The organism is Lunatimonas salinarum (assembly GCF_017811155.1).
Taxonomy (GTDB): Bacteria; Bacteroidota; Bacteroidia; order Cytophagales; family Cyclobacteriaceae; genus Lunatimonas; species Lunatimonas salinarum.
In genome coordinates this window covers 481,269-505,181 of the sequence record NZ_JACVCV010000001.1, presented here as the reverse complement: position 1 = coordinate 505,181, position 23,913 = coordinate 481,269, and the positions used below count along the sequence as shown (strand labels likewise).

General features: G+C 48.2%; 20 protein-coding genes and 1 pseudogene. 14 read left to right on the top strand and 7 right to left on the bottom strand.

All coding sequences use genetic code 11. The features are described from left to right. The 11 genes from IAQ59_RS02040 to IAQ59_RS01995 form a co-directional block, all read left to right on the top strand. On the top strand, nt 1–282 hold a 282-nt coding region (locus IAQ59_RS02040), incomplete at its 5' end, for a hypothetical protein (protein ID WP_209329121.1). A gap of 554 nt (nt 283–836) precedes the next feature. Next, nucleotides 837–2,057, top strand: coding sequence for a group II intron reverse transcriptase/maturase (gene ltrA / locus IAQ59_RS02035; protein ID WP_209329079.1), 1,221 nt, complete (start codon nt 837–839; stop codon nt 2,055–2,057). Further along, nucleotides 2,054–2,206, top strand: a complete 153-nt coding sequence (locus IAQ59_RS02030; RefSeq protein WP_209329078.1) for a hypothetical protein — start codon at nt 2,054–2,056, stop codon at nt 2,204–2,206. The genes ltrA and IAQ59_RS02030 overlap by 4 nt, the downstream gene beginning before the upstream one ends. 80 nt (nt 2,207–2,286) lie before the next feature. Continuing rightward, nucleotides 2,287–3,051, top strand: coding sequence for a type I methionyl aminopeptidase (map, locus tag IAQ59_RS02025; RefSeq protein WP_209329077.1), 765 nt, complete (start codon nt 2,287–2,289; stop codon nt 3,049–3,051). Nucleotides 3,052–3,235: 184 nt separating this feature from the next. Beyond that, nucleotides 3,236–3,370 (top strand): hypothetical protein, encoded by a 135-nt coding sequence (locus IAQ59_RS22510; RefSeq protein WP_280866563.1) that lies wholly within the window; start codon nt 3,236–3,238, stop codon nt 3,368–3,370. A 588-nt stretch (nt 3,371–3,958) separates the two neighbouring features. Continuing rightward, nucleotides 3,959–5,545 carry a M81 family metallopeptidase gene (locus tag IAQ59_RS02020; protein WP_209329076.1) on the top strand — a complete coding sequence of 529 codons (1,587 nt, stop codon included), beginning with the start codon at nt 3,959–3,961 and terminating at the stop codon, nt 5,543–5,545. Between the two features lie 145 nt (nt 5,546–5,690). Continuing rightward, nucleotides 5,691–8,507, top strand: coding sequence for a DUF1553 domain-containing protein (locus tag IAQ59_RS02015; RefSeq protein ID WP_209329075.1), 2,817 nt, complete (start codon nt 5,691–5,693; stop codon nt 8,505–8,507). An 11-nt stretch (nt 8,508–8,518) separates the two neighbouring features. Continuing rightward, a complete protein-coding gene (locus IAQ59_RS02010) occupies nt 8,519–9,997 on the top strand; it encodes a DUF1501 domain-containing protein (protein WP_209329074.1) in 1,479 nt (492 codons plus the stop codon). A 15-nt stretch (nt 9,998–10,012) separates the two neighbouring features. Continuing rightward, a complete protein-coding gene (locus IAQ59_RS02005; protein WP_209329073.1) occupies nt 10,013–11,464 on the top strand; it encodes a c-type cytochrome domain-containing protein in 1,452 nt (483 codons plus the stop codon). A gap of 86 nt (nt 11,465–11,550) precedes the next feature. Further along, entirely contained in the window at nt 11,551–12,993 is a 1,443-nt protein-coding gene (locus IAQ59_RS02000) for an SLC13 family permease (protein ID WP_209329072.1), read from the top strand. Nucleotides 12,994–13,358: 365 nt separating this feature from the next. Next, nucleotides 13,359–13,982, top strand: a complete 624-nt coding sequence (locus IAQ59_RS01995) for an FkbM family methyltransferase (RefSeq protein WP_209329071.1) — start codon at nt 13,359–13,361, stop codon at nt 13,980–13,982. A 26-nt stretch (nt 13,983–14,008) separates the two neighbouring features. On the opposite strand, the gene IAQ59_RS01990 is transcribed toward IAQ59_RS01995, so the two are convergent. The 6 genes from IAQ59_RS01990 to argS form a co-directional block, all read right to left on the bottom strand. Continuing rightward, nucleotides 14,009–15,247 carry a glycosyltransferase gene (locus tag IAQ59_RS01990; RefSeq protein ID WP_209329070.1) on the bottom strand — a complete coding sequence of 413 codons (1,239 nt, stop codon included), beginning with the start codon at nt 15,245–15,247 and terminating at the stop codon, nt 14,009–14,011. A 31-nt stretch (nt 15,248–15,278) separates the two neighbouring features. After that, the gene (locus IAQ59_RS01985) at nt 15,279–15,635 is read right to left on the bottom strand and encodes a translation initiation factor (protein WP_209329069.1); all 357 of its coding nucleotides are present in this window, start codon (nt 15,633–15,635) and stop codon (nt 15,279–15,281) included. Nucleotides 15,636–15,641: 6 nt separating this feature from the next. Continuing rightward, a complete protein-coding gene (locus tag IAQ59_RS01980) occupies nt 15,642–16,490 on the bottom strand; it encodes a universal stress protein (protein ID WP_209329068.1) in 849 nt (282 codons plus the stop codon). A 177-nt stretch (nt 16,491–16,667) separates the two neighbouring features. Continuing rightward, nucleotides 16,668–17,579: a 1,4-dihydroxy-2-naphthoate polyprenyltransferase gene (locus IAQ59_RS01975; protein WP_209329067.1), complete on the bottom strand. Its 912-nt coding sequence runs from the start codon at nt 17,577–17,579 to the stop codon at nt 16,668–16,670. A gap of 119 nt (nt 17,580–17,698) precedes the next feature. Next, nucleotides 17,699–18,235: a glutathione peroxidase gene (locus IAQ59_RS01970; protein WP_425342593.1), complete on the bottom strand. Its 537-nt coding sequence runs from the start codon at nt 18,233–18,235 to the stop codon at nt 17,699–17,701. A gap of 44 nt (nt 18,236–18,279) precedes the next feature. After that, the gene (argS, locus tag IAQ59_RS01965) at nt 18,280–20,070 is read right to left on the bottom strand and encodes an arginine--tRNA ligase (protein WP_209329066.1); all 1,791 of its coding nucleotides are present in this window, start codon (nt 20,068–20,070) and stop codon (nt 18,280–18,282) included. A 306-nt stretch (nt 20,071–20,376) separates the two neighbouring features. On the opposite strand from argS, the pseudogene IAQ59_RS01960 reads away from it, so the two are divergent. From IAQ59_RS01960 to IAQ59_RS01950, 3 genes and pseudogenes are all read left to right on the top strand, one after another. Next, nucleotides 20,377–20,565 (top strand): annotated as a pseudogene (locus IAQ59_RS01960) (hypothetical protein); the annotation flags it as partial. Nucleotides 20,566–20,644: 79 nt separating this feature from the next. Next, nucleotides 20,645–21,904 carry an endo-1,4-beta-xylanase gene (locus IAQ59_RS01955; protein ID WP_245189365.1) on the top strand — a complete coding sequence of 420 codons (1,260 nt, stop codon included), beginning with the start codon at nt 20,645–20,647 and terminating at the stop codon, nt 21,902–21,904. Beyond that, a complete protein-coding gene (locus IAQ59_RS01950; protein ID WP_209329064.1) occupies nt 21,901–22,923 on the top strand; it encodes a quinone oxidoreductase family protein in 1,023 nt (340 codons plus the stop codon). The genes IAQ59_RS01955 and IAQ59_RS01950 overlap by 4 nt, the downstream gene beginning before the upstream one ends. Nucleotides 22,924–22,983: 60 nt before the next feature. On the opposite strand, the gene IAQ59_RS01945 is transcribed toward IAQ59_RS01950, so the two are convergent. Continuing rightward, nucleotides 22,984–23,799 (bottom strand): tetratricopeptide repeat protein, encoded by an 816-nt coding sequence (locus IAQ59_RS01945; protein ID WP_209329063.1) that lies wholly within the window; start codon nt 23,797–23,799, stop codon nt 22,984–22,986. Nucleotides 23,800–23,913: the final 114 nt, after the last annotated feature.

Below are 23,913 nucleotides of genomic sequence, written 5' to 3'. Positions count from 1 at the left end.
CGGGGTTTGCAGTCTCGCTTCCTTCAGTGCATGCCTCACGGCAAACCACCTTGCGACTTGCTAACGCTTCGGGGCGTTACCCCCGCACGTAAGGGACTTGCACCCTCTGGAATATTATGGTATCTTCGATACCAGATGCCCATGCCGGGCACACACAGCACCTACCCAAAAGGCGGGGTTTCGTGCTTCGCAGACAGTTTTGTGGTAGCCGAAAGTTCAGTTCTCCGAATGAAGTTTAGTGGTAAAAATCCCGCCCTTCGGGTAGCTGCAAAACGTGTGTGACTTGAAGTCACAGAGCCATGAAACAGCTCAATGACATGCTGATGTACCGATGGGAGAACCCTGCTAATAGCGGGGACGGCCTCCCGAAGACGCCCTTCCGGGGGAGTTCTCAAAACGGCCTATGCTGCTGCAAAGGAAACGATGTGGTAGTGAGCGATAGGTTAAAAGCGAGGGTAAAGACCCTTGCAGTTGAGTCCTGTAGAGCTGATCCGCCTAGGCGGAGAACCAATGATGAAGCCCCGAAAGGGCAACACGGAGAGAAAATCGGGTAGTTACGTTTGTACCCGAGACCAAGCACAACGGAAACCGGATTACTGGTTGTGTCTCACCCGGGGTTAAGTTGGCAGGAATACAGGACAGGCGGTACATCGGAACAAGTGAAGTCATTGTCGCTCTGTAAAATCCGCCTCGGGTAGAGAAAACAGACACCATTGGTTGTGGTGAGGCAATGGCGGCAGACCGCTTCGTAGTAGTGTTGAAGCAGTCGTAATGGCTGCGGAGCGAAGGGAGCGGCATGTTTGCGTTTCAATTAATAACCTACAACCGGGAACGGGATGATAGACTATTATGAGACAAAGTCGCAACCAATCACCAAAATGATGGTATGGCAGGCTTACAAGAAGGTACGAAAGAACAAAGGCAGTTCCGGCGTGGACGGAATGACTTGGGCGATGCTTGAGAGTGATCTGTCCGGTCATTTGTACAAGCTCTGGAACCGTCTGAGTTCAGGAAGTTATTTTCCTGAGCCTGTCAAAGCCGTGCTGATAAGGAAAAAGGGGGGAGGGAGCAGGCCTCTTGGCATCCCTACCTTACTTGACCGCATCGCACAGCAAGTGGTCAATCACCACTTGGAAAAGCAGTTGGAGCCGCTGTTTCACGATGCCTCGTTTGGGTACCGACCCGGACGTAGTGCCCATGATGCAGTGGACCAAAGTCATGGAAACTGTTTCAACCACGACTTTGCCATAGACCTCGATATCAAAGGGTATTTCGATAATATCGACCACACCCTGATGATGCAGGCCCTGCGGCACTATTGTAAAGACAAGTGGGTGCATCTGTATGCAGAGCGTTGGCTTAAAGCCGATGTTATGCAAGAAATGAAAATTCGCAAACGCCTTGCCAGCACCCCACAAGGAGGAGTGATCAGCCCACTTTTGGCTAATCTTTTCCTCCATGTGGTATTCGACAAATGGATGGACAAGTACCATCCTGAGAAGCCATTTGAGCGTTATGCGGATGACATTGTGGTGCATTGCAAGACAGAGAAGCAGGCGCAATTTATGCTGCGGGTAATAGGCCAGCGCATGAGCGCCTGCAAACTGACCTTACACCCTGACAAGACCAAAATTGTAAACCTGCGTGGCCAATCGGAGCAGCAGTATCCCAGGAAATATGATTTTCTTGGTTTCAGCATCCGCCCGGTAATGCGTGAGGTAAAAGGTGGCCGTAGATTCCTACCAGGCATCTTCGTGAGCAACAGCTCAAAGAAAGCTATACGGGCAAAATTCCGGGAGTTGGAGATTCACAAGCGCAGGGTTCCATTGCGGGAGCTTGCGCAAAAGCTGAATCCGATAATCCGTGGACTGATGAACTACTACCACAAATTTTGGCTGGCAGGCATGCGCCAAGTATGGAATGGCCTGAACCATCGTCTGCTCAAATGGGTCAAATGGGAGAAGGGTTTGTATAAGAATGCGTCAGTTCGCTGGCTCAAACGGCAATACAAGGAAGCTCCCGGCTTGTTTGAACATTGGAAACTGGTACAACCATGAGTGCATTCACAGCGACAAAGAACATGAAGAGCCGTGTGAAGGGAGACTTTCACGCACAGCCTGTCCTGACGCGTCAGGAGTTCTGTGGGAAGGTAGGGGTGAATTGGAAATCACGAACGCCGTTTAAAAATCATAAAAATAGTGAGTAAATTCCCCCGCCTGACCCGATTATGTGTCAGGCAACGAGCGACCACCGTACAAAAATAAACTAACAGAAAAATAGACGAATATGTCCATAACAAGAGACGAAGAACTTATCGGAATGAAAAAAGTAAGTGAAGCAGTTGCTTTGACTTTAAAAGAAATGCGAAACTACGCTAAACCCGGTATGACAACAAAACAATTAGACAACTTTGGAGCAAAAATCTTGTCGGACTTTGGAGCAAAATCAGCACCTTATTTGACTTATGGTTTTCCAGGTTGGACTTGTATTAGTGTGAACGACGAATTTTGCCACGGTATTCCGTCCAACAAAAGAATACTAAAAGAAGGCGACTTAGTGAACATAGATGTTTCAGCTGAACTTGACGGTTTTTGGTCAGACAATGGTGGCTCATTTGTGCTTGGACAAGACATTAATCAACATCAAAAACTCATTGAAGCATCACGAGAAATTTTGCACAAAGCAATCTATAATATTAAAGGCGGTGTTCGCATTTCAGACATCGGACACATAATGGAAACAGAAGCAAAGAAAAGGGGCTTTAAGGTTATTAAAAATCTTGGTGGACACGGTATTGGCAGAAGTTTACACGAACAACCTGACGAGTTATTGAATTATAGAAACCGATTTGACCAAAGACGATTTAAGAAAAATTCAGTTGTAGCTATTGAAACGTTTATCGCAACGACCTCCTCTTATACAACGGAACTTAATGACGGTTGGACAATGGTTGGAAACAAAGGCGGTTTTATGGCACAACACGAACATACAATTGTAGTGACAGATGGTAAACCAATTGTGCTGACTAAAATGAATGAAATTTGGAATTGAAGAATGCCCGAACACATAACAGGCGTTTGGCAAAAGTAGCGGTTCAGTGCTCCGCAGACACATTTGTGGTTAATCAAAGTTTGGTTCTCCGCATCAACATTTGTGGTGAAAATCGCCACCTTCGGGTAGCTGCAAAACGTGTGTGACTTGAATCAGCCTCTAGGGGCTGAATGCTTTGAAATGGATGGAGGACTGCTGGGCGACCAGCAGGCAGGCCCTCCGATGGCGGCTTGCCGAGCCTGCCCTGAGACTTCAGGGAGCAGCCATCAAACCGCCTTACGCTGCATCTGGCGGAAACTCCGGTGTGGTGAACGGTTAAGGAAAAACGGGGACATAGATTCCTGTAGGTGAGTATTGTGGAGCGGAACCCCGAAAGCTTTCGGGGTGAACCAACGATGAAGCCTCGATAAAGCAAATTAACAGTGGTTGTTTGTATGAGGAGGCCCGATGTATCGAGGTGAGAGTCTCACGCACAGCCTGTCCCGTTTTTACGGCAGTTCCGTGGGAAGGTGGAAAGAAAATAACCACCCTATCGGAAGGCTAGTTCACACCACCGGGCCCCGATACCCGGGACAGGCAGTACGGTTCTCGTACTGTAGAACCCCTCTCGGTTCAGGCGGTGAATTTCGAAATAAACCATATTTGAACCTCATGGAAAACGTTTTGCAAGGTGTTGGCCAATTTGGGATGAAGGCTTTAGCCGCAAAGAAGCATACGAAAGGCGACAACCTCGCAGCGTTCGAATTAGCAATGGCAAGTTGGAAATTGCGAATGTATTTGTAGGCGGTAAGCAACCGGATACAGAAGATATTCTAGTGAGGCGTTATCGAGATATTAGCTTAACCTATTTCTTTTGTGGGATTGGTGCCTTATTTTTGATTTCTTTAACCAACCTGACAGATTCATTATGCACTCCTTTAATTCTAAAGTCGCCTCCCTTTTCACACTTGGACTACTATGGGTACTTTTGGTGGCTTGTTCCGGCCCGGCAAACGACGGCAGCACAAAGAAGCTGCCTCGGGTAGCCATTGCGGGCATCGCTATTGAATCAAGTACGTTTTCTCCTGCGGTGACGGAAGAAGATGCCTTTCAGGCGCGGGTGGGGGAGGAAATTTTCTCCTATTACCCTTTTATGGCGCAAGACTCCGCCAATCGGAATCGGGCTGAATGGTTTCCGACGTTTCGGGGCCATGCCATTCCGGGAGGTATCGTCTCCCGCGAGGCTTACGAGTCCATGGTGGGCAAAACGTTGGATATGCTACGGGAAAATCTGCCCTATGATGGGTTGTTTTTTGACATCCACGGTGCCATGAGCGTTCAGGGAATAGACGATCCCGAGGGTGATTTGATCACACGTATCCGGGAAGTCGTGGGCAAGGAAACCATCATTTCCACTTCGATGGATTTGCACGGAAACGTCACCCGGGAATTGGCAGGCCATTCAGATATCATTACCTGTTACCGGATGGCTCCCCACGAAGACGCCCTGGAATCCAAAAAGCGGGCCATGGATAACTTGCTTGATCGGTTGGAAAGTGGCAAGGGCAAGCCTGCCTATAAGGCGTGGATACCGGTTCCTATTTTGCTGCCGGGAGAAAAAACCAGTACCCGTGTGGATCCCGGTAAGAGTCTCTACGCGAAGGTCTATCCCGCTGCTGAGAGAGATGGGGTGATCGATGCCGCCATCTGGATTGGTTATGCCTGGGCGGATGAGCCTCGAAATCAAGGCGTGGTCATGGTGACTGGGGATGACAAAGACGCGGTTACTGCAACTGCCGAAGAACTGGCAGAAGCTTTTTGGGCTGTACGCAATGAATTTGACTTTATAGCCCCCACGACTACCCTGCAAGAAGCGTTGGATAAAGCGGTGAAAAGCGACAAAAAACCCTTTATGATCAGTGATATGGGAGACAATCCCACGGCCGGTGGGGCGGGGGACGTTACCTGGACCATGCACGAAATCCTAAAACGGCCCGAGTTTAAAGATGAATCAGGACCCACCTTGATCTATGCTTCCCTGCCCGGGCCCGAGTTTGTGGAAGCTGCGATAAAGGCAGGCGTAGGTAATCGGGTTTCCGCAAAGGCGGGGGCTGCGGTAGACGACCGGTTTGCCCCACCGATCTTGTTGGAAGGAACCGTTATGGCCATCGAGCATGGAGATCGAAATGCTGAGACAGAGGTAGTGGTAAAGGTGGGCAGCGCCCATGTGATTGTAACAAAGAAGCGAAAGCCCTATCATCGGGAGTCGGATTTTACCCGGTTGGGTCTCAATCCAAGGGAGGCGGACATTGTGGTCGTGAAAATCGGGTACTTAGTTCCGGAATTATACGATATGCGGGCAGACTGGATTATGGCCTTGACCCCGGGAGGAGTGGATCAGGATTTGGATCGCTTGGAGTACAAGCGTATCAACCGGCCAATGTTTCCATTCGACCGGGAGATGGCTGATCCGGATTTGCGGGCAGTGTTGATACCGCTATCGCACGAAATGTAAAAAGGAAACAGATACATCAGCAGCTCGGGTAATTGATCGCATATTTCACAAAAAGCAATTTTGAATTGATGCTTTATTTAGTTACTTTGTTCCCATTATGCTGAGTTAGTCTAATCCAATAATAGCCAAATTGCCTCAATCCCATATGCATTACCTTGCCGCAAGATGGAAAAGCTTTTTTTCCATCGTACTTTCGCTTTGTCTGTTTGCCTGGATAGCCCATTCTATCTCATTGGAAAACAAGCACAAGTACCTACCGGCTTTCGTGTTAGGAGAAGAAGTTGATTTCAACGTCCACATACGGCCCATCTTTAACAAAAAGTGTATTGCCTGTCATGGGGGGGTTAAGAAGTCCGGCGGCTTTAGTCTGTTGTTCGAAGAAGAGGCGCTAGAGGTGAATGAATCGGGCGAGCGGGCAATCGTTCCTGGAAGTGTCCGGAAAAGTGAGCTTATTAATCGCATCACCCATCACGATCCCGAACTGAGAATGCCGCTGGAAGCGGAGCCTCTGGAAGAAGAGGAAATTGAGCTGCTTACTCGCTGGATAAACCAAGGCGCTAAATGGAAGGATCATTGGGCTTACATTCCACCCAAGCCCAAGGAAGTGCCGCAGGTTTCTTCGCCTTGGGTAAAAAATGACATCGACCGCTTCGTACTTGCCAGGTTACACCAAGAAAAATTGCTTCCAAATCCCGAGGCAGACCGTTTTACGCTGCTCCGCAGGGTTAGCTTGGATTTGACTGGATTACCGCCCACCCTCGAGGAAGTAACGCAGTTTTTGGAAGATGAATCTCCGGATGCCTATGAGCGGGTAGTAGATCGGTTGTTGGCATCTCCCGCTTATGGAGAGCGTTGGGCTGCGATGTGGATGGATTTGGCCCGCTATGCGGATTCAAAAGGGTATGAGTCAGACCGTCACCGAAGTATCTGGAAATACCGGGATTGGCTCATTAAAGCCTTGAATGACAATATGCCCTTTGACCAATTTGTGACAGAGCAACTCGCCGGTGATCAACTACCCAATCCAAGTGATGAGCTGTATATCGCCACGGCTTTTCATCGTAACTCAATGAACAATGATGAAGGCGGCACAGACAATGAGGAATTCCGCGTGGCCGCACTAATTGATCGGGTGAATACCACCTGGTCGGTGCTGCAGGGAACTACCATGGAATGTGTGCAATGCCATAGCCATCCCTATGACCCCATCAGGCACGAGGATTTTTACCGGTCTTATGCATTCTTTAACCAAAGTGCCGACGCAGATATTCCCAGTGAAGCACCAGTATTGATTCAATACAAGGAAGAGGAAGACCAAAAGAGGCTTTCAACGATCAAGGAATGGGTAGCTGCCCAGGTACCTGCCGCCGAGAAGGATCAAAAGGTGGATTACTTTGAGAAGCTGATCCGAATTGGAGAACCTAAAATCCATCCGCACTACGTCGAACAGATTGAAAAAGGGTTACCGGTATTGGGTACCTCCACGTTCAAAGTGGCCGACAGTGTATATTCCCGCATCAAAGAGCTCCCGTTCACCGGAAAGGATCGATTGATGCTTCGGTACCGGACGGACAAAACCGCGGGCAACATGGAAGTTCGGCTCGACTCTACGGGTGGGGAACTGATTGGAACCTTGCCGTTGGAGCGTAAATTCCGAACCGAATACGATGAAAAGGAGAAAAAGAACAAGGAATATACCCTGTATCAGACTGTATCCATACCGGTGAATCCGGTAGTCGGTAAGCGGGACTTGTATCTGGTGATTGACGGGCCCGAGGGATCGGGATGTATTATTGAGTGGATGGTCTTTCATGAGGCGATTCCCGGTGAAGGCAGCCAAGGATACGAGGACGTGGCAACCACGTTTTATGACTTGTTGAATACTACCAAACCGAAAATCAGTACGCCGATCATGTTAGATCTGCCCGAGAGTCACCGGCGTGTATCGAAGGTATTTGAAAAAGGAAATTGGATGGTTCATGGGGAGGAAGTGGAGCCGGGAGTGCCCGAGAAGTGGAATTCCTTTGATTCCTATCCGTCCAATCGGTTGGGACTGGCACATTGGTTGGTTTCCCAGGAGAATCCCCTGACTGCCAGGGTATTGGTGAATCGCTTCTGGGAACAATTGTTTGGTATGGGAATCGTGGAGACATTGGAGGATTTCGGTTCTCAAGGATTTGCCCCAACACATCCAGAGCTGCTCGACTGGCTGGCGCTTCAGTTTATGGAGGAGCACAAGTGGGAATTGAAGGGGCTGATAAAGCAACTAGTCATGTCAGGAACCTACCGTCAGTCATCCTTTGTCCGGGAGGATTTAAAGGATAAGGATCCGAATAATTACCTACTCGCCAGAGGGCCAAGGACACGACTCAAAGCAGAACAAGTTCGGGATCAGGCATTGGCCGTAAGCGGCTTGCTAAGTACGAAAATGTATGGTCCCAGCGTGATGCCTGAGCAGCCGGAAGGGATTTGGCAGGTAGTATATAGTGGAGGGGAAAAATGGAAGACCAGCAAAGGGGAGGACAAATACAGAAGAGCTCTATACACTTTCTGGCGACGTACCAGCCCTTATCCTTCTTTTATCACCTTTGATGCACCCAGCAGGGAATTTTGCCTACCTAGAAGAATCGATACAAATACCCCTTTACAGGCCTTGGTTGCGTTGAACGACCCGGTATATTTGGAAACATCCCTGTTTTTGGCCAAACGGGTATTGGCCAGTGCGGCGGGGGATTCCGCCACGGAAAAGTTGTCACTGATGTATAGCTTTGCCATGTTGCGAGGCATTGATCCCGAAAAACTGGAAGCCCTACAGGGCTTATATGAAGAAACCCAAGTTTATTTTGACAACGATCCGGAGGCGATTTGCCAGTTTACCGGAGAGGAAGACAAAGAACTGGCGGTGCTGACGGTCATGGCAAACGTGATCATGAATTTGGATGAATTTGTGATGAAATCTTAATGAAGCATTCGATGAATTTACTGCAGGAACTGCAATTTCGATCCCTACAGCAGCAGACAAGGAGGCATTTTTTGAAGAAATGCGCTGCTGGGCTGGGGTCTGTAGCCTTTGGGTCTATGATGTCGTGCGGCCCTTCTCCCACCGAGGAGCAAAAGGCCAAGCAGGTGATGGAAGGATTGGCGGCCAAGCTGCCCCATTTTGCACCCAAGGCCAAACGCATCATTTACCTCCATATGGCAGGGGCTCCTTCTCAACTGGAGCTATTTGATTACAAACCGGAATTGGCCAAGCTGGATGGCAAAGACTGTCCCCAATCCCTTCTGGAAGGTAAGAAGTTTGCGTTTATTCAGGGGGTTCCAAAGATGTTAGGTCCCCAAGCCGTGTTTAAGCCTCGTGGAGAGTCCGGGATGATGATTTCTGATTTGCTTCCGCATTTCTCTACCATCGCCGATGATGTGACGCTGATAAAGACCATGCATACCGACGAGTTTAACCACGCGCCGGCGCAGTTGCTGCTACAGACAGGTGGTCCTAGGTTAGGGCGCCCAAGCATGGGATCCTGGGTAACGTATGGGCTGGGCACCGACAATGAAAACCTGCCCGGCTTTATCGTGCTGGTTTCCGGTGGCAATACCCCGGATGCTGGTAAGTCCGTGTGGGGTAGTGGCTTTTTGCCCTCTGTCTACCAAGGAGTACAGTGCCGGTCAGAAGGCGATCCCGTCCTGTATGTTTCCAACCCGGAGGGAATGAGCGGCGACCTACGCAAGCGTACCATAGATGCGATCAATCAAGTAAACGAGACGGAATATCAGGAGGTGGGAGACCCGGAGATTTTGACCCGCATCTCCCAATATGAGATGGCGTTTCGAATGCAGACCTCGGTGCCAGAGGTCATGGATATCAAAGATGAGCCCGAATACATCCATCAGATGTATGGTACCGAACCCGGGAAGACATCCTTTGCCAACAATTGCCTCCTCGCCAGGAGGTTGGTAGAGCAGGGAGTACGCTTTGTGCAGTTGTTTGACTGGGGTTGGGATACGCATGGGGTAAGCGAGGGTGACTCTTTGGAAAACGGATTGGTCCGTAAGTGCGGCCAAGTGGATCGACCTATGACTGCCCTGGTAAAAGACCTCAAGCAAAGGGGCCTGTTGGATGAAACCTTGGTCGTCTGGGGCGGAGAGTTTGGACGGACGCCGATGCAGGAAAACCGGGGAGGACGGGTTTGGCCATTTAAAGGCCGTGATCATCACACCGAGGCCTTTCCCATTTGGATGGCCGGAGGTGGCGTAAAGGGGGGATTTAGCTTGGGAGAGACGGACGAAATCGGCTACTATGGAATCAAAGACAAGGTGCATGTCCACGACCTTCAGGCAACCATTTTGCATTTGGCCGGGATGGACCACGAGAAATTTACCTACTTTGCCCAAGGGCGGGATTTTCGACTCACGGATGTGGCTGGGAAGGTAGTTCATAAAGTTATTGCATAGAAAGATAATATACTCATGGAGGAATCAGGAGATTTGCTGCTGTTTTTGGGGAGGTTTCACCCCCTATTTTTGCACCTGCCCATCGGCTTTTTGGTAATGGCCGTTTTGTTGGAGCTGGTATCCAAAAGGAAAAACTACCAATCCCTTCGGCCTGCCGTAGGCTTTACATTGTTTATAGGCGCAGTTTCCGCATTGGTAGCGGCCGTTTTGGGCTTAATGCTCGCCCGAGATGGAGGATACAGCGAAGACTTGCTGGGAATTCACCAATGGCTCGGTATCGCACTGGTCGTTTTCTCCTTTGGAGCCTGGTGGCTACAGCGTCAATACGAGGAAAAGGGCACGGAGAAGTTAAAAAAGGCCTATTTGGGGAGTTTGGCCCTGATGATGGTCTTTTTGGGTGGGGCAGGGCACTACGGGGGCTCGCTTACCCATGGCAGTAACTACCTTACCCAAAATATGCCAAATTCACTCCGTGCATTGGTCGGTCTGGAGCAGTCCAAAGGACCTAAGCTTATCACGAACCTGGAGGAAGCGGAGGTATTTGGCGATATCGTACATCCCATCTTGGAGATGCGCTGCAATTCCTGCCACAATGCGAGCAAGAAAAAGGGAGATTTGCAGATGCACACAGTGCAGGCGATGCAGCGCGGCGGAGAAAGTGGAGCGGCATTCGTAGCCGGAGATCCTGCGCAAAGCCTGTTGTTACAACGGATCCACTTGCCCGAGACCGACGAAGAACATATGCCGCCCAAGGGAAAGACGCAGCTTACCGAACAGCAGGTTGCCTTGCTTGAATGGTGGATTTCGGAAGGAGCTCCTTTTGACAAGAAAGTGGCAGAGGTAAAGGTGGATGGTTCGATTGATGAGATTCTCCAAACCCTCGTAGATCCCAATGCAAACAAGTCTGAAGTTGAAATCCTCTTGGCCTCTGAACCGCCGGTACCCAGTGCGGAGAAGATAAAGGAATTTCAGGATCAGGGGGTAATGATCAAAACCTTGGCAGCAAATTCGAATTGGTTACAGGTAACGATAGACAAAAAGCTGCCTGTGGAAGAACTTTTGGCGGGACTTGCAGAGAATTTCCCGGATCAAATAACTTGGCTGGACCTTAAGGAAAGCAATATATCTGATCAAGGGCTGGCACCTGTAGCCAAACTAAAGAACCTGACCAAGCTCAGACTGGAGAAAACACCGGTTTCGGATGCCGCCATGGAGCATATCAAAGGATTGACCTATCTGGAGTTTCTGAATATTTACGGATCTCAAGTTGGGGACCAGGGTATATCCAGCCTTTCGGAATTGAGAAATCTACGAAGCCTCTATGCCTGGGAGACCCGTGTGACGGAGGGCGGCGCCAATCAGCTGGAAAGTAAGCTCGGTAAGTTGACGGTCAATCTCGGGTTTGAGGTCAATGTCATCGATTCGCTCACTGTAGAGGTGCTACCTGTGGGAACTAACCTACCCTAGGGGGCTTTGGCAGGGATATTCCGTAATTGGCAGGGCAAGGGCGGATTTCAACTACTGGAATAACTCAAACGATTGATTCCAATACGATGCACGTAAGCAAGGTGGGAATTTGGCTAGCGCCTATGATTTTTGGAGGGATCCTGTTAGCTTCCTTCGCAGGGCTTGTGGAGCCTTCCGATGGGATACGGGTAATTGCCCTGGCTGCTTGGATGGTCACTTGGTGGGTCTCCGAAGCAGTACCCATACCTGTTACGGCATTGTTACCTATTGTGGCGTTTCCGCTGTTAGGGATTTTTGATATGAGAGGGGCTACGCTGCCCTATGCCGATCCCGTTATTTACCTCTTCATGGGCGGGTTTATCATTGCGTTGGCAATGGAAAAGAATCGGTTGCACTTACGCATTGCCCTTAATTTAATTCGGGTCACGGGCACCAAAGCGAATGGCATTATCGCCGGATTTTACCTGGCCACCGCATTTTTGAGCATGTGGATCAGTAATACTGCCACCGCAGTGATGATGCTGCCGATTGCCATGTCCATCGTTCAGTTAATCGTAACGGCCAATCCGGATATGGGGGATCACAAGGGATTTGTCCATTTTTCGTTCACGTTGATGCTGGGTATTGCCTATGCCGCCAACATCGGTGGCGTGATTACCCTTATCGGCACGCCGCCCAATGTGGTTTTGGTGGGTTTGATGGATCAGTTTTACGGGTTTAGTTTGGACTTTAACCGCTGGCTATTGATCGGCTTGCCGGTAGGGGGAGTGATGCTGCTCATGATGTACGTGTTTTTGGTCCGTGTGCTTTACCCCAATGGACTGGGGCAGATCGCGGGATCGGATCACGTCATTCAGGAGCAGTTGCGGAATTTGGGGCCCATTTCCAAAGCGGAGGTGCGGGTTTCCCTGGTACTTGTAGCCACGGCCTTGTGTTGGATTTTGCGGGAACCGCTCAATCTGCTGTTTCAGACGACACTGCTAAACGACACCATCATTGCCATGACGGGTGGGATCTGCATGTTTTTGGTGCCCAACGGTGCGGGTAGCGATGCCAAGCTGCTGGATTGGAAGAGTATGAAGGAGCTGCCCTGGGGGGTCTTGTTACTTTTTGGGGGAGGAATGAGCTTGGCCAAAGGCATGGAGGCCGCAGGTATTATTCAGGCGATTGGGGCCTATGTGGCAGGAACCTCGGCTTTGTCTCTTGCTTGGCTGATTCTGGGGTTGATTCTGGTTTGCCTGTTTTTAACCGAGCTGATGAGCAATGTGGCGTTGGTCACGATCTTTCTTCCGGTGGTATTTGGCATAGCCGATGGGATGGGAGAGGAGGTTTTGCCCTTTGTGATCCCCATTACCATGGCTTCCAGTTTTGCCTTTATGCTTCCCATCTCCACCCCACCCAATGCCATCCTTTTCTCCAGTGGAATGATCTCCATCAAGGAAATGATGAAGGTGGGTATTTGGTTAAATTTAATGGCGGTGCTGTTGCTTTGGTTGGTTTCGCTGTCCTTGGTTAGGTGGGTGTTTTGAGGGGGTGAGATTTGATTTGGGATGACAATTGGCGATTTTTCGGTTTTTTACGAGGAAGGTAATCAGTTAGTAAAAAAAAATGATATATTTGATCACGTAAATTCTGTGGAGAAACCTTTTAACAACTAAGAAAATGGGAAAGAAAGTATGGATTGAACCGAAAATGGAAGAGGCAACAGTTGAATCAGGGGGTATAGCTGGCTCCTTCGAAGGTACTTTTTACGACGGTACTTCGTGACAAATAGCGTGATTTTGTTGCAAGGTCTTCAAAATCACCATAGGGGTTATTTTAATGTGGTTTTCCATTTGCTCTCTAAACGTTTACATTGATAATTCAGGAAAGTCCCTTAAACCTTCGGTATCCCGTGAATCTACGGGATGGGAAGTTTTCGGATAGGTGGGTGTACAAAGAAATTTTTGAGGAGGAAGCCTATAAGTTGCCGGTAACGTATCCTATTCAAACAGTGGTTGATTTGGGTGCAAATATAGGCCTGTATACTTTGTTCACTAAACGGGAACATCCGGAAGCGCACATTATCTGCGTAGAACCCGACCCAGCCAATTTTGAATTGCTTAAAAGGAATTCCGATCCATACCAAGGAATCAACCTTGAGCAGGCAGGGATTTGGCATTCTGCGGTCACGCTTGAACTAAAGAACCCCCATGGATATCCCTTCACTATCTATTCGGAGGAAAATCTGACCTCAGGTAATGTCCGAGCAGTATCAATGGATTGGATCGTAACCAAATACCAATTTAAACGCATTGATTTGCTCAAAGTGGATATCGAAGGTGCAGAGCGTATGCTTTTTTCCAAAGATTATCAAAATTGGCTCAAGCGAGTGAAGATTCTTCAGATTGAGCTTCACGACCGCCGATTCCCAGGCTGTGGTCAAGCGTTTTTTAAGGCGATCGTGGAGGTGTTTGGTGTATTCAATTATTACGTGAGGGGCAACGTTACCACCATCGTAAATAAACGGATTCCGTAGGAAGTATGGTTTTAGGAATCCAACGTTCATGCAATCCTTTCAAAAGCCAATTTCTTTGCCCATTTTTGGGCATTTAGGGTGTATTTTTTGTTTGCAAGCAACTCTTCTAATGCCTGACTGATCGCCTCAATAGGGCTTTGAGAGGAAAGAGAAAGACCCACTTGATGGTAGACCACCCTAGCTGCATTTCCTGGATAATCAAAGATGTTCTTAGGCGGTATAACCAGCAACGGTATTCCCAGTGCCAACGCTTCGTATACCGCTCCTCCACCCCCATGGGTAATTAATAGACTTGATTGCTTTACCAAGAAAAGTTGAGGCAACGATTTCATAAAAATGAGATTAACTGCCGTTTTTTTTACGCTTGAAGCGATGGGAGCGGGTAGTTTTGCAACAAAAAGTATCCATTTAAATTTTTCCGCTAGGGCATTCAGTGAATCGAAAAATTCGATCAGGGCGTCAGCAGCAACCAAGTCGTTAATCACCGTCCCGAAGGATACGGTGATCAGTTTGTTTTCGGATTTTTTTCCGAGATGATGTGCCACCATGGTAGAAAGTAAAGGTGCCACATCTTCTGGTCTCGAAAGGTCGATGGATGGTCCTCCATAGCGCTCCCAAGGTTTGATGGGTTGTCCGCCAAAGTCAAAAGAAGCATCGTGCAGGTAGGTTTTTTTAATGCCTGATACTGCGGGGTGCAATTTGTTAAATGTCCAAATCCGATGTTCTAAATGGGCTATATGCTCGCCGAAAAGTGCACGAATGAGCTTTTGACGCGCCGAAACAGTTTCTCCTTGTTCCTCTTCGTAGTTTGACCATAAAACGCTGGCATCAGGACCAGGCATGCCGTATCTATCTTGCGGAGGAAAGTCCGTGTTTGGATTCGAAGGAAGAAATGGTGTAAGCACTTCGATTTGGTTGGCAAAACCTGCTGGTATAAGACAATGAAGCTCAATGCTACAGAATTCATCCAAGAAGATGTGATCTGGGCGATGTGCTTCGACGGCTTCCAGTAGTATGTTCCCTGCTTTTGTAAAGATTTCTCGAACGGTCCTTTCATCTTTTTTTTCGGGAAATCCATGGAAGGCCGTATACATAGGTGCCGAGCCAATTACCTGTATCCTAGCGCCAGGTACGTTCCAATTAGGAGGATTTTTAGTCAGGAGAAGGTAATGTACTTCATGGCCGTCCGCGACCAACTGTTTTGCTAGCAGAAAAGTACGGTATACGTGCCCTGCAAAGGCGCTGTAAATAAAAAGATACCTCATACTGGAAATGCCACGTTCGTGTACACGTCTGCTAGCCCCCCACTTTTTTTACCTTGTATCCTTCCGATGCTAGAAAGTCCAAGATCTTGTCTCGAAAATCTCCCTGAATCAGGATTTCTCCGTCTTTGACGTTGCCTCCCACACCGCATTTGATTTTGATGGCCTTGCCCAGCGCCTTGAGATCTTCTTCGCTCCCCACAAACCCGGTCACCAAGGTAACCTGCTTGCCACCGCGGGATTTTTTGTCCAATTGGATACGTAACTGCTGCTGTTGGGGAGGCAGGGTTAGTTGCGCTTCCAGGCTGTTATCGTCAAACTCAAAATCATCAGACGTGGAATACACTACCCCGTCCCGTTTTTTCCAGTCGTTGGATTTTTTTCTACCCATGCTGCCTTATTTAAATTTCATCGTCCAGACGGGTCGAACGGCAGCATTTACCACATCCTCGGCGATACTTCCGCCTAGCAGGTGCATCAGCCCGGTACGCCCATGGGTGGCCATTGCGATCATATCTGCGTCTACGTCGTCTGCATACTCCAAAATACCTTCTTCTTCGCTTCCTGAATTGAAAATTTCTACTTTTACGTTGGTTAGGTCATTTGCTTTGATGAAGGCTTTCATATTCTTTTTGGATACCAGCGAGTTTTCGAAGGAATTGGGCGTGTTGATTTTTACCAAACTGAGTTCAGCACCCAGCAGGGTTTGCAGGTCCTTCAATTCATGTATTACTTTTTTGCTGTTTTCACTGAAATCACTCGCAAATACAATATTCTTGATACGTTCGGTGTGGATTGGCTGTTTTACAGTGATAACCGGGCATTTGGAAAGGCGTACAACTTTCTCAGTATTGGATCCGATCAGAAGCTCCTCCAGCCCGCTAGAACCCTTGGAACCCATCACCACCAAGTCAGCCTTGATTTCGCTGATTTCCGATGCAATTCCCGCATAGGGGTTTCCGTACAAGATCTTGGTACTGAATTGATAAGGCTTTTCACGGTGCAACTCCTCCAAGGCTTTCATTTGCTCCTTGCGTTTTTCCACCATTTCAGTCATGAAGATCTTATCTACATAGGAATCTTCCAGGGTAACCTCACCGATGGTATTGAAATGCTGGGTAGTCGGGATCTCAATCACATGCACCAGTTTGAGTTTACATGCCGCCTTTGCGGCAAATTCTTGGGCTAGTTGAAGGGCATATTCCGCCTCTTTGGAAAAATCGTAGGGAACCAGTATGCTTTTCATGTTTTTCTAGTTGTTTTTTGGCAATCATTCCTGATTAACTTCAGGAAATGATTCGTCAATTGTTACCGTGAATTGTAAGGTATGTTATACTGGATACAAGCCGTTGATCAAGTATCCTATTGGTGCAGTAAGCTACAAAAAACCAATTAAAAACGATAGTGTAGCAAAGGAATAGTTTTAAAAAAACAGGTACCCAATTCCAAACGCAACCACCCATAGCAAGGTACTGAGGGCCATTTTCTTTAAATAGGGATCTGTTTTGGCAGCTGAATTGGCCAGCTGAACTCCCCTGCCTACCGATAACATGAGCGGGAGTACGAGCAGAAAGCTAAAGCCACCAAGCGTATTTCCGTACCCAAGAAAAAGCGCCATGGATAGGTTCCCGCCGAGTATAAGTGCCCAGTTATAGTGAACCGCAGCGGTTCTTCCGATGCGGACGGGGATGGATTTTTTGCCAGCCACCCGGTCGGATTCAATATCCCGAATATTATTGATATTTAATACGGACATGGAAAAAAAGCCCAAAGCACATGCCGGAAGCAATACCCAAAGATCAAATTCGCCGCTGTGCAAAAAATAAGTGCCCAGTACGCCACTGAGACCAAAAAAGAGGAATACCGAAAGGTCTCCTAATCCCATGTAGCCGTAGGGGTTTTTGCCCGAGGTGTAATTGATGGCCGCAAAGATGGCCAGAAGTCCCAACGCCAAGAAGCCTAAGAAGGCCAATAGATCGTCAAATGCGGCATATAGCAACCACAATCCGCAAATCAATGAGAGGAAACCACAGATTATCATGGCCCTTTTCATTTCGGAGGGAGAGATCACGCCGGACTGTACCGCACGAATCGGACCCTTTCGATCTGCATTATCGGCACCATGCACGCTATCACCATAATCATTGGCCAGGTTGGATAAAACCTGGAGCAAGACAGTCGTAAGGGAAGCCAAAACCAGGACGTCCCAGCGCAATACCCCTTCTCTAGCGGCAAGGATACTGCCCATAAAGATACTCGATAGGGCCAATGGAAGGGTTCTTAGCCGGAATGCGTGAAGCCAAGCCTGTTTCTTTGAGGTTAATGTGATTTCCAAATCTGATGAACGCTTGGTAGAACTTCGTTTAAGGGACGGGTCAAAAAGGAGCCGCTGAAAAAAAGCAATACCCAAAGCCGTGAAGGGCCTTGGGCAATTGGCAAGGTTGATTGAAGCCCTTAGGCATTGATCAATGCCAAGATTTCCGCATCCATGGGCTTGGTGGAAGAAGGAAAGAACTTAACCAGTTTCCCGTTTTCGTTTACAAAGTATTTACAGAAATTCCAGGAAGGCTCGGTATTGTTCCATCCGTTCAGGTTTTTATCAGATAGCCACCGGTAAAGCGGGTGTTTATCGACCCCTTTTACGGATATTTTCTCAAACAACTGAAAGGTCACCCCATAGTTTTCTGTGCAGAAAGACTTAATATCTTCGTGCGTTCCGGGTTCCTGTCCTCCAAAGTTATTGGCAGGAAACGCCAAAATGGTAACCTTGTCACCATATTTTTCATTCAGCTCCTGAAGGTCTGCATATTGGGGGGTGTAGCCACACTTGGAAGCCACATTGACCAATAACAGCTTCTTGCCTTTGTAGGTCGAGAAGTCGACATCTTTTCCATCGATGTCCTTCATTTTAAAATCGTAAATGGACGTTTCCATAGGTTGGTTTTCAGGTTGGTCTGCGCCATTTGGAGAAAGCGTCAATCCCGCTACCATGGCTACCATGAGGGCTGACAAAGAGATAAATAGTGTGTTCATAGTTACATTTTTTCGGGTACATCTATGCCTAGTAACTTCATGCCCTTGCGGATTGTTTTGGCAACTTCTACGGAAAGTGCCACCCGGAAGGCCTGGATCTGTCCTTTGGTCTCGCTAAATATAGGAAGTTCTGCGTAAAATCGATTGTATTCTTTGGACAAATCAAACAGGTACTGAGCGATTACCGATGGGGCATACTCCTCGGCAGCGGATCTAAGTTTCCGCTCGTAATCCTGGAGTAAGATAATCAAATTCTTTTCGGTTTCTCCGATATAGGTTAGGCCTGCAAGGTCTTCCGGCCCGTAGCCTAAACCGATCTGATCTGCTTTTCGGCGAATCGCAGAGATGCGCGCATGGGTGTACTGTATAAAGGGGCCGGTGTTTCCCTGAAATTCGATGGACTCAGCCGGATTGAAGAGCATGCGTTTCTTAGGGTCTACCTTTAGCAAAAAGTATTTAAGCGCTCCCATGCCCAATGTACGATAAAGCTCCTCGGCTTCTTGTTCCGAAAAGCCTTCGATTTTTCCGAGTTCTTGGGTATGGTCCCGTGCAGTGTCCACCATCTCAGCCATCAGGTCATCCGCATCCACCACCGTTCCCTCTCGGGATTTCATCTTGCCTGAAGGCAGATCCACCATGCCGTAGGAGAGATGATATAAGCCTTCCCCGTAAGGACGGCCCAGCTTGCGCATGATCTTGAACAACACGTCGAAATGATAATCCTGTTCATTTCCTACGACATATACGGAGCGGGTGATCTGAAAGTCTTTGTACTTGAGATCAGCGGTGCCCATGTCCTGTGTGATATACACCGAAGTGCCATCTGCCCTTAGCACCAGCTTTTCGTCCAAGCCCTCGGCAGATAGATCCACCCAAACTGATCCGTTTGGTTTTTTGAAAAAAACACCTTTCCTAAGCCCCTCTTCCACGATGTCTTTGCCCAGCAGGTAGGTGTCCGACTCGTAATAGGTTTTGTCAAAGTCTACCCCCATCGTTTGGTATGTGGCTGAAAAGCCCTCATAAACCCATTCGTTCATGGTTTTCCAAAGCGCTACTACGTCCTCGTCGCCTTTTTCCCATTGAATGAGCATTTCCTGGGCTTCTAGCATCCAAGGAGCTTTCTTTTTGGCTTCCTCTTTGTCCATTCCGGCTGCCACCAGTTCGTCGATTTGCTTTTTGTATTCCTTATCAAAGAGAACATAATACTTTCCAGCCAAGTGATCTCCTTTAATTCCTGCAGATTGCGGTGTTTCTCCTTGAGCAAGTTTTTGGTAAGCCACCATGGATTTACAGATGTGGATTCCGCGGTCATTTACCAGGTTGGCCTTGATTACGTCAAAGCCGTTGGCTTTTAGAATCTCCGACACGGCATAGCCCAAAAAGTTATTGCGAAGGTGGCCCAAATGCAAGGGTTTATTCGTATTGGGCGAACTGTATTCGACCATGACCTTTTGACCGTTAGGGGCAAATTGTCCAAAATCCGGGTCGGCAACAATACGCTGAAAAACATTTATCCAATGGGAGTCGTCCAGCGAAATGTTCAAAAATCCCTTGATTACATTGTAATCAGAGACTATAGCCACCTGTTCTTTCAGGTAATCACCGATGCGTTTGCCGCTTTCTTCCGGGGATAAACGGGTAATCTTTAAAAATGGAAATAGGACGAAGGTAAACGAACCCTCAAACTCCTTCCTCGTAGGCTGCAAAGCCAGTTTTTCCGGTGCTATTTCGTGTCCAAAGAGCGATTTAAATGCCGACGATATATGCTGCAGTAACTGGTTTTCGATATCCATAGCGGAATTTTAGGTCGATGTAGAGTTGATACGGTGGTATGCTTGCTTAACCTAAAGCGGTGCAAATATAGCGTTTTCCCTCCATTTGACGGCTTTTGTAAGGAGTAAATCACCCATCACATAGACTGAGTTGCTCAGGAATTCACTGCCAGCGAGCGGTGGCGTCTAGGATGTCGAAGGTCTTTTCTGCCGTGCTTTTTTCGGTATTTAAGGTTGGATTCAATTCCACGATTTTCCATGCACATTGCCTAGCTTTATGTTTGTATTATTCGAAATTAGTTCGATATTGAAAAATAATCTATTGTTAATTGGGCTGGTATGGCGGTAGACCGCAAACGGGGGATCGTATATGTGCCCACAGGATCTCCTGCTCCCGATTTTTACGGGGGCGATCGACTAGGCACCACCCTGTTTGCCAATACCCTACTGGCCTTGGATGTAGCTAACGGGAAGCGGATTTGGCATTATCAGTTGGTACACCAGGATATTTTGGATAGTTGTTGGATGGCTATAAAAATCGTATTATGGAAGTTCTAAAATGCCCCTTTGTTTTTATCCTAAACCCCAAGCTGCTATGATAGGTAGAAAATTACACGTGTTTTTGTTGCTCCTATTTTTCCACTGTTTTAACGGCATAAGTCTGTTTGGCCAAGGGGAGGAAGAGGAGATCCAAATAAAGAAACACCGCAAGGGAACCATACGCGTTTTCGCTAGGCCGGGGGAGGAAGTGCATATCCGGCAGCTTTCGCATGAATTCTGGTTTGGCGCCGCCCTGAGTAATGGATTTGTCGGTTCCATGTCCGAGGCCGACAAAACGCAGTACGCGGAGAAATTTCTGGAGAACTTCAATGCGGCTGTCACCGAAAATGCGTTGAAATGGCATAGCATGGAAAGGGAAAAGGGAGTGGTCGATTACTCGGTGGTAGATGCTTTGTTGGCATGGACTGAACAACACCGCATTCCCTTGCGTGGGCATAATATTTTTTGGGGTATCCCCAAGTTTGTTCAGGAGTGGCTTACTGCATTAGATAATGAGTCGCTGGAGCAAACACTTCGAGTCCGCGCATTAGATGTAACTACAAGGTATCGGGGCCGTTTTGCCGGCTACGATCTTAACAACGAAATGGTACATGGCAACTATTATGAAGATCGCCTGGGGCCGGAGATCACCAAGAAGATGGTCGAGTGGTCTCATCAGGGAGATCCGGATGCTCAACTGTTTCTGAATGATTACGATATCCTAACCGGAAACCGGCTGGATGATTACCTTAAGCAAATCCGCGGGCTAATAGCCCAAGGTGTGCGTATTGCCGGGATAGGCGTGCAGGGACACCTGCACGAAGAAAGTTTTGATCGGAATGAGCTGCGGAGGGCATTGGATTCCCTTTCGGTTTTTGGATTGCCGATTCTGGTAACGGAATTTAATATGCCGGGGCAGCGTTCGAAGTATCACCGAGAGGACATTCGAGAGATGACTCTCGAGGCGGAGCGGTTTACCGCGGCTGAGTTGGTGGATTATTACCGGATATGTTTTGCACACCCGTCAGTCGAAGGGATATTGATGTGGGGATTTTGGGCCGGAGCCAATTGGATACCGGTCTCTTCGCTTTATCGCAAGGATTGGTCGCCCACCGCATTAGCAGAAGCTTATCAGGATTTGATATTCAAGGAATGGTGGACCGAAGGCCGCGTGAAGGTAAGTCAAAACGGACTTGTGTCCCTTTCGGCCTTTTATGGCACTTATGAGGTGATCGTGGGTGAAGAGGTGCGCAAGATAAGCTTGGAGAGGGGAAGAGGTACTACAATCGTGGACTTTTTGAAGAAAAGCGAATGAGGCAGTTAACGCTAGTGGCCCATGGCAAAGCAACGGAAGCCTTTGAACTCCGTGAGGTGCCTACTCCGATCCCTGGACCTGAACAGTTACTCATCGAGGTGGAGGGTTTTGGGTTGAACTTTGCAGACGTAATGGCGAGGCAAGGTCTGTACAGGGAAGCCCCACCGCTGCCCTTTGTGCCGGGTTATGAGGTAGTCGGGCGCGTGATGGCCTTCGGTGAGGGAGTGGATAGCCATTGGTTGGAAAAGCGGGTGGTCGCATTTTCCAGGTTTGGGGGGTATGCAGATCAGGCGTTGGTAGACAACCGTGCTGCTGCGGTTATACCTGAAACGATCCCGGCTGGAGAGGCCTGTGCACTTGCTACGCAGTATTGTACGGCCTATTATATGACCGATTATAGTCACAAGCTGCGGGAAGGAGAAACCGCACTGATCCATGCCGCGGCAGGGGGGGTAGGGACCGCAGTGGTACAGTTATGCAGACGAAAGGGAGTTTTCGTGATCGGTTTATGCGGGTCTGCCGAAAAGATGTGCTACCTGCGGGAATTGGGGGTGGATCTTCCTATTTGCTATAAAGAGCACGATTACGTCACGGTGATCGAACAAAAGCTGGGTAACCGAAAGGTTGATTATATCTTCAACACCACCATGGGACGGAGCTTTGGTAAAGACAGGACGCTGCTAAATTATGGTGGCAAGCTCTTTTGCTTTGGTGGGGCCGCGCGAAGTGGATCCAAAAGGCATCTACTAAATGATCTTTCGTTTCTGTTTCAAACAGGGTTTTTGAGTCCACTGTTTATGATGATGCAATCGCAAAGTATCCTAGGGGTAAATATGTTGCGACTGGCCGACCATCGGGTGGAGGTGATAGGGGCTTGTTTGCGGGAATTGATTCTGTTGTACAATGCAGGCGAAATCTTCCCGCGGGTAGGCGGTGTCTTTTCCGCTGCTGAAATCGCATCTGCCCAGGCATTGTTGGAATCCGGTAAAAGTGTGGGCAAAATCTACGTTCACTGGTGAGGCGTGAGCTTTCCATTCCATTTGGTTAGAACCTACCGCGTAGCAAGGCCAAACAGGAGCTTAATTCATGCCCCTTCCACTTTTTTTGCCAAATTGATTCAAAATGGACTTGGCCAAAGGATTGCCATGTTGAGCGGCTTTTTGAATATCGCGCATTCCCTGACTTGGGTTGTCTTCCAGAAGGCAGATGCCTCTTCGGGCAAGGGCGTCGTAATGATCCGGTTTTCTTTTAAGGACTTCGTTGAAATCTTCTATTGCCCAATCGGAAAAGCCGAGTTTCATCAATGCAAATCCGCGGTTATAATGGGCGGCCAGATTGTCATTCTCGAGGGAAAGGTAGGCATTCAAGGCGGTCACAACACCCAATCCGTCGCCTTGATAACCCCGGGCTATGCCTATATAGAAGTACGGTTGGGGATTTTCCGGATGTTGGTCACTCGCAAGCTGTAAAAACTCCTCTGCACTTTTAAAGCGCTGATTCTTGATCATGGTTCGTCCTAGTAGCATGAGGATGTCGTAGTCATTCGGATCGTGCATGGCAGCTTTCAGCAGAAATTTTTCTGCATCAGGCATATTGTTTTCTTTCCAGGCGATTTTTCCAAGTCCGGCAAGGGCTTGCGAATAAGTCGGTTGGAGCTTTAGTATTTTTCGGTAATCTTCTTTTGCCTTTTCATATTCCTCCAATTCCTCAAAGGATCTTGCCCTAAGGTGTAGGGATTTTACGTCCGAAATGCTTACAAATAAGACCCGGTCAAATTCGGCGATGGCTTTTTCATACTCCTGATTTCGGAAGTACGCTTCACCTCTTTGAAACTGCCCTAGGCACCCTGACAGGACGAAAAGAAGAAACAGCAAGAAGACCGGAACGACTTTCATAACAAATGCTAAATTACTAATAGATTAGTTAAATATACGGGAAAGCAATGAATATGAAAATTTTAACGGGAGTTTTTTGGGGAAGTTGGCGTTTTTTGGTTTTAATGGTGCCGA

What these genes read in the sequence shown, in the direction of transcription:
- ltrA (WP_209329079.1), top strand. Translation starts at nt 837, where the DNA reads ATGATAGACTATTATGAGACAAAGTCGCAACCAATCACCAAAATGATG.
- IAQ59_RS02030 (WP_209329078.1), top strand. Translation starts at nt 2,054, where the DNA reads ATGAGTGCATTCACAGCGACAAAGAACATGAAGAGCCGTGTGAAGGGA.
- map (WP_209329077.1), top strand. Translation starts at nt 2,287, where the DNA reads ATGTCCATAACAAGAGACGAAGAACTTATCGGAATGAAAAAAGTAAGT.
- IAQ59_RS22510 (WP_280866563.1), top strand. Translation starts at nt 3,236, where the DNA reads ATGGAGGACTGCTGGGCGACCAGCAGGCAGGCCCTCCGATGGCGGCTT.
- IAQ59_RS02020 (WP_209329076.1), top strand. Translation starts at nt 3,959, where the DNA reads ATGCACTCCTTTAATTCTAAAGTCGCCTCCCTTTTCACACTTGGACTA.
- IAQ59_RS02015 (WP_209329075.1), top strand. Translation starts at nt 5,691, where the DNA reads ATGCATTACCTTGCCGCAAGATGGAAAAGCTTTTTTTCCATCGTACTT.
- IAQ59_RS02010 (WP_209329074.1), top strand. Translation starts at nt 8,519, where the DNA reads ATGAATTTACTGCAGGAACTGCAATTTCGATCCCTACAGCAGCAGACA.
- IAQ59_RS02005 (WP_209329073.1), top strand. Translation starts at nt 10,013, where the DNA reads ATGGAGGAATCAGGAGATTTGCTGCTGTTTTTGGGGAGGTTTCACCCC.
- IAQ59_RS02000 (WP_209329072.1), top strand. Translation starts at nt 11,551, where the DNA reads ATGCACGTAAGCAAGGTGGGAATTTGGCTAGCGCCTATGATTTTTGGA.
- IAQ59_RS01990 (WP_209329070.1), bottom strand. Translation starts at nt 15,247, where the DNA reads ATGAGGTATCTTTTTATTTACAGCGCCTTTGCAGGGCACGTATACCGT.
- IAQ59_RS01985 (WP_209329069.1), bottom strand. Translation starts at nt 15,635, where the DNA reads ATGGGTAGAAAAAAATCCAACGACTGGAAAAAACGGGACGGGGTAGTG.
- IAQ59_RS01980 (WP_209329068.1), bottom strand. Translation starts at nt 16,490, where the DNA reads ATGAAAAGCATACTGGTTCCCTACGATTTTTCCAAAGAGGCGGAATAT.
- IAQ59_RS01970 (WP_425342593.1), bottom strand. Translation starts at nt 18,235, where the DNA reads ATGGTAGCGGGATTGACGCTTTCTCCAAATGGCGCAGACCAACCTGAA.
- argS (WP_209329066.1), bottom strand. Translation starts at nt 20,070, where the DNA reads ATGGATATCGAAAACCAGTTACTGCAGCATATATCGTCGGCATTTAAA.
- IAQ59_RS01955 (WP_245189365.1), top strand. Translation starts at nt 20,645, where the DNA reads ATGATAGGTAGAAAATTACACGTGTTTTTGTTGCTCCTATTTTTCCAC.
- IAQ59_RS01950 (WP_209329064.1), top strand. Translation starts at nt 21,901, where the DNA reads ATGAGGCAGTTAACGCTAGTGGCCCATGGCAAAGCAACGGAAGCCTTT.
- IAQ59_RS01945 (WP_209329063.1), bottom strand. Translation starts at nt 23,799, where the DNA reads ATGAAAGTCGTTCCGGTCTTCTTGCTGTTTCTTCTTTTCGTCCTGTCA.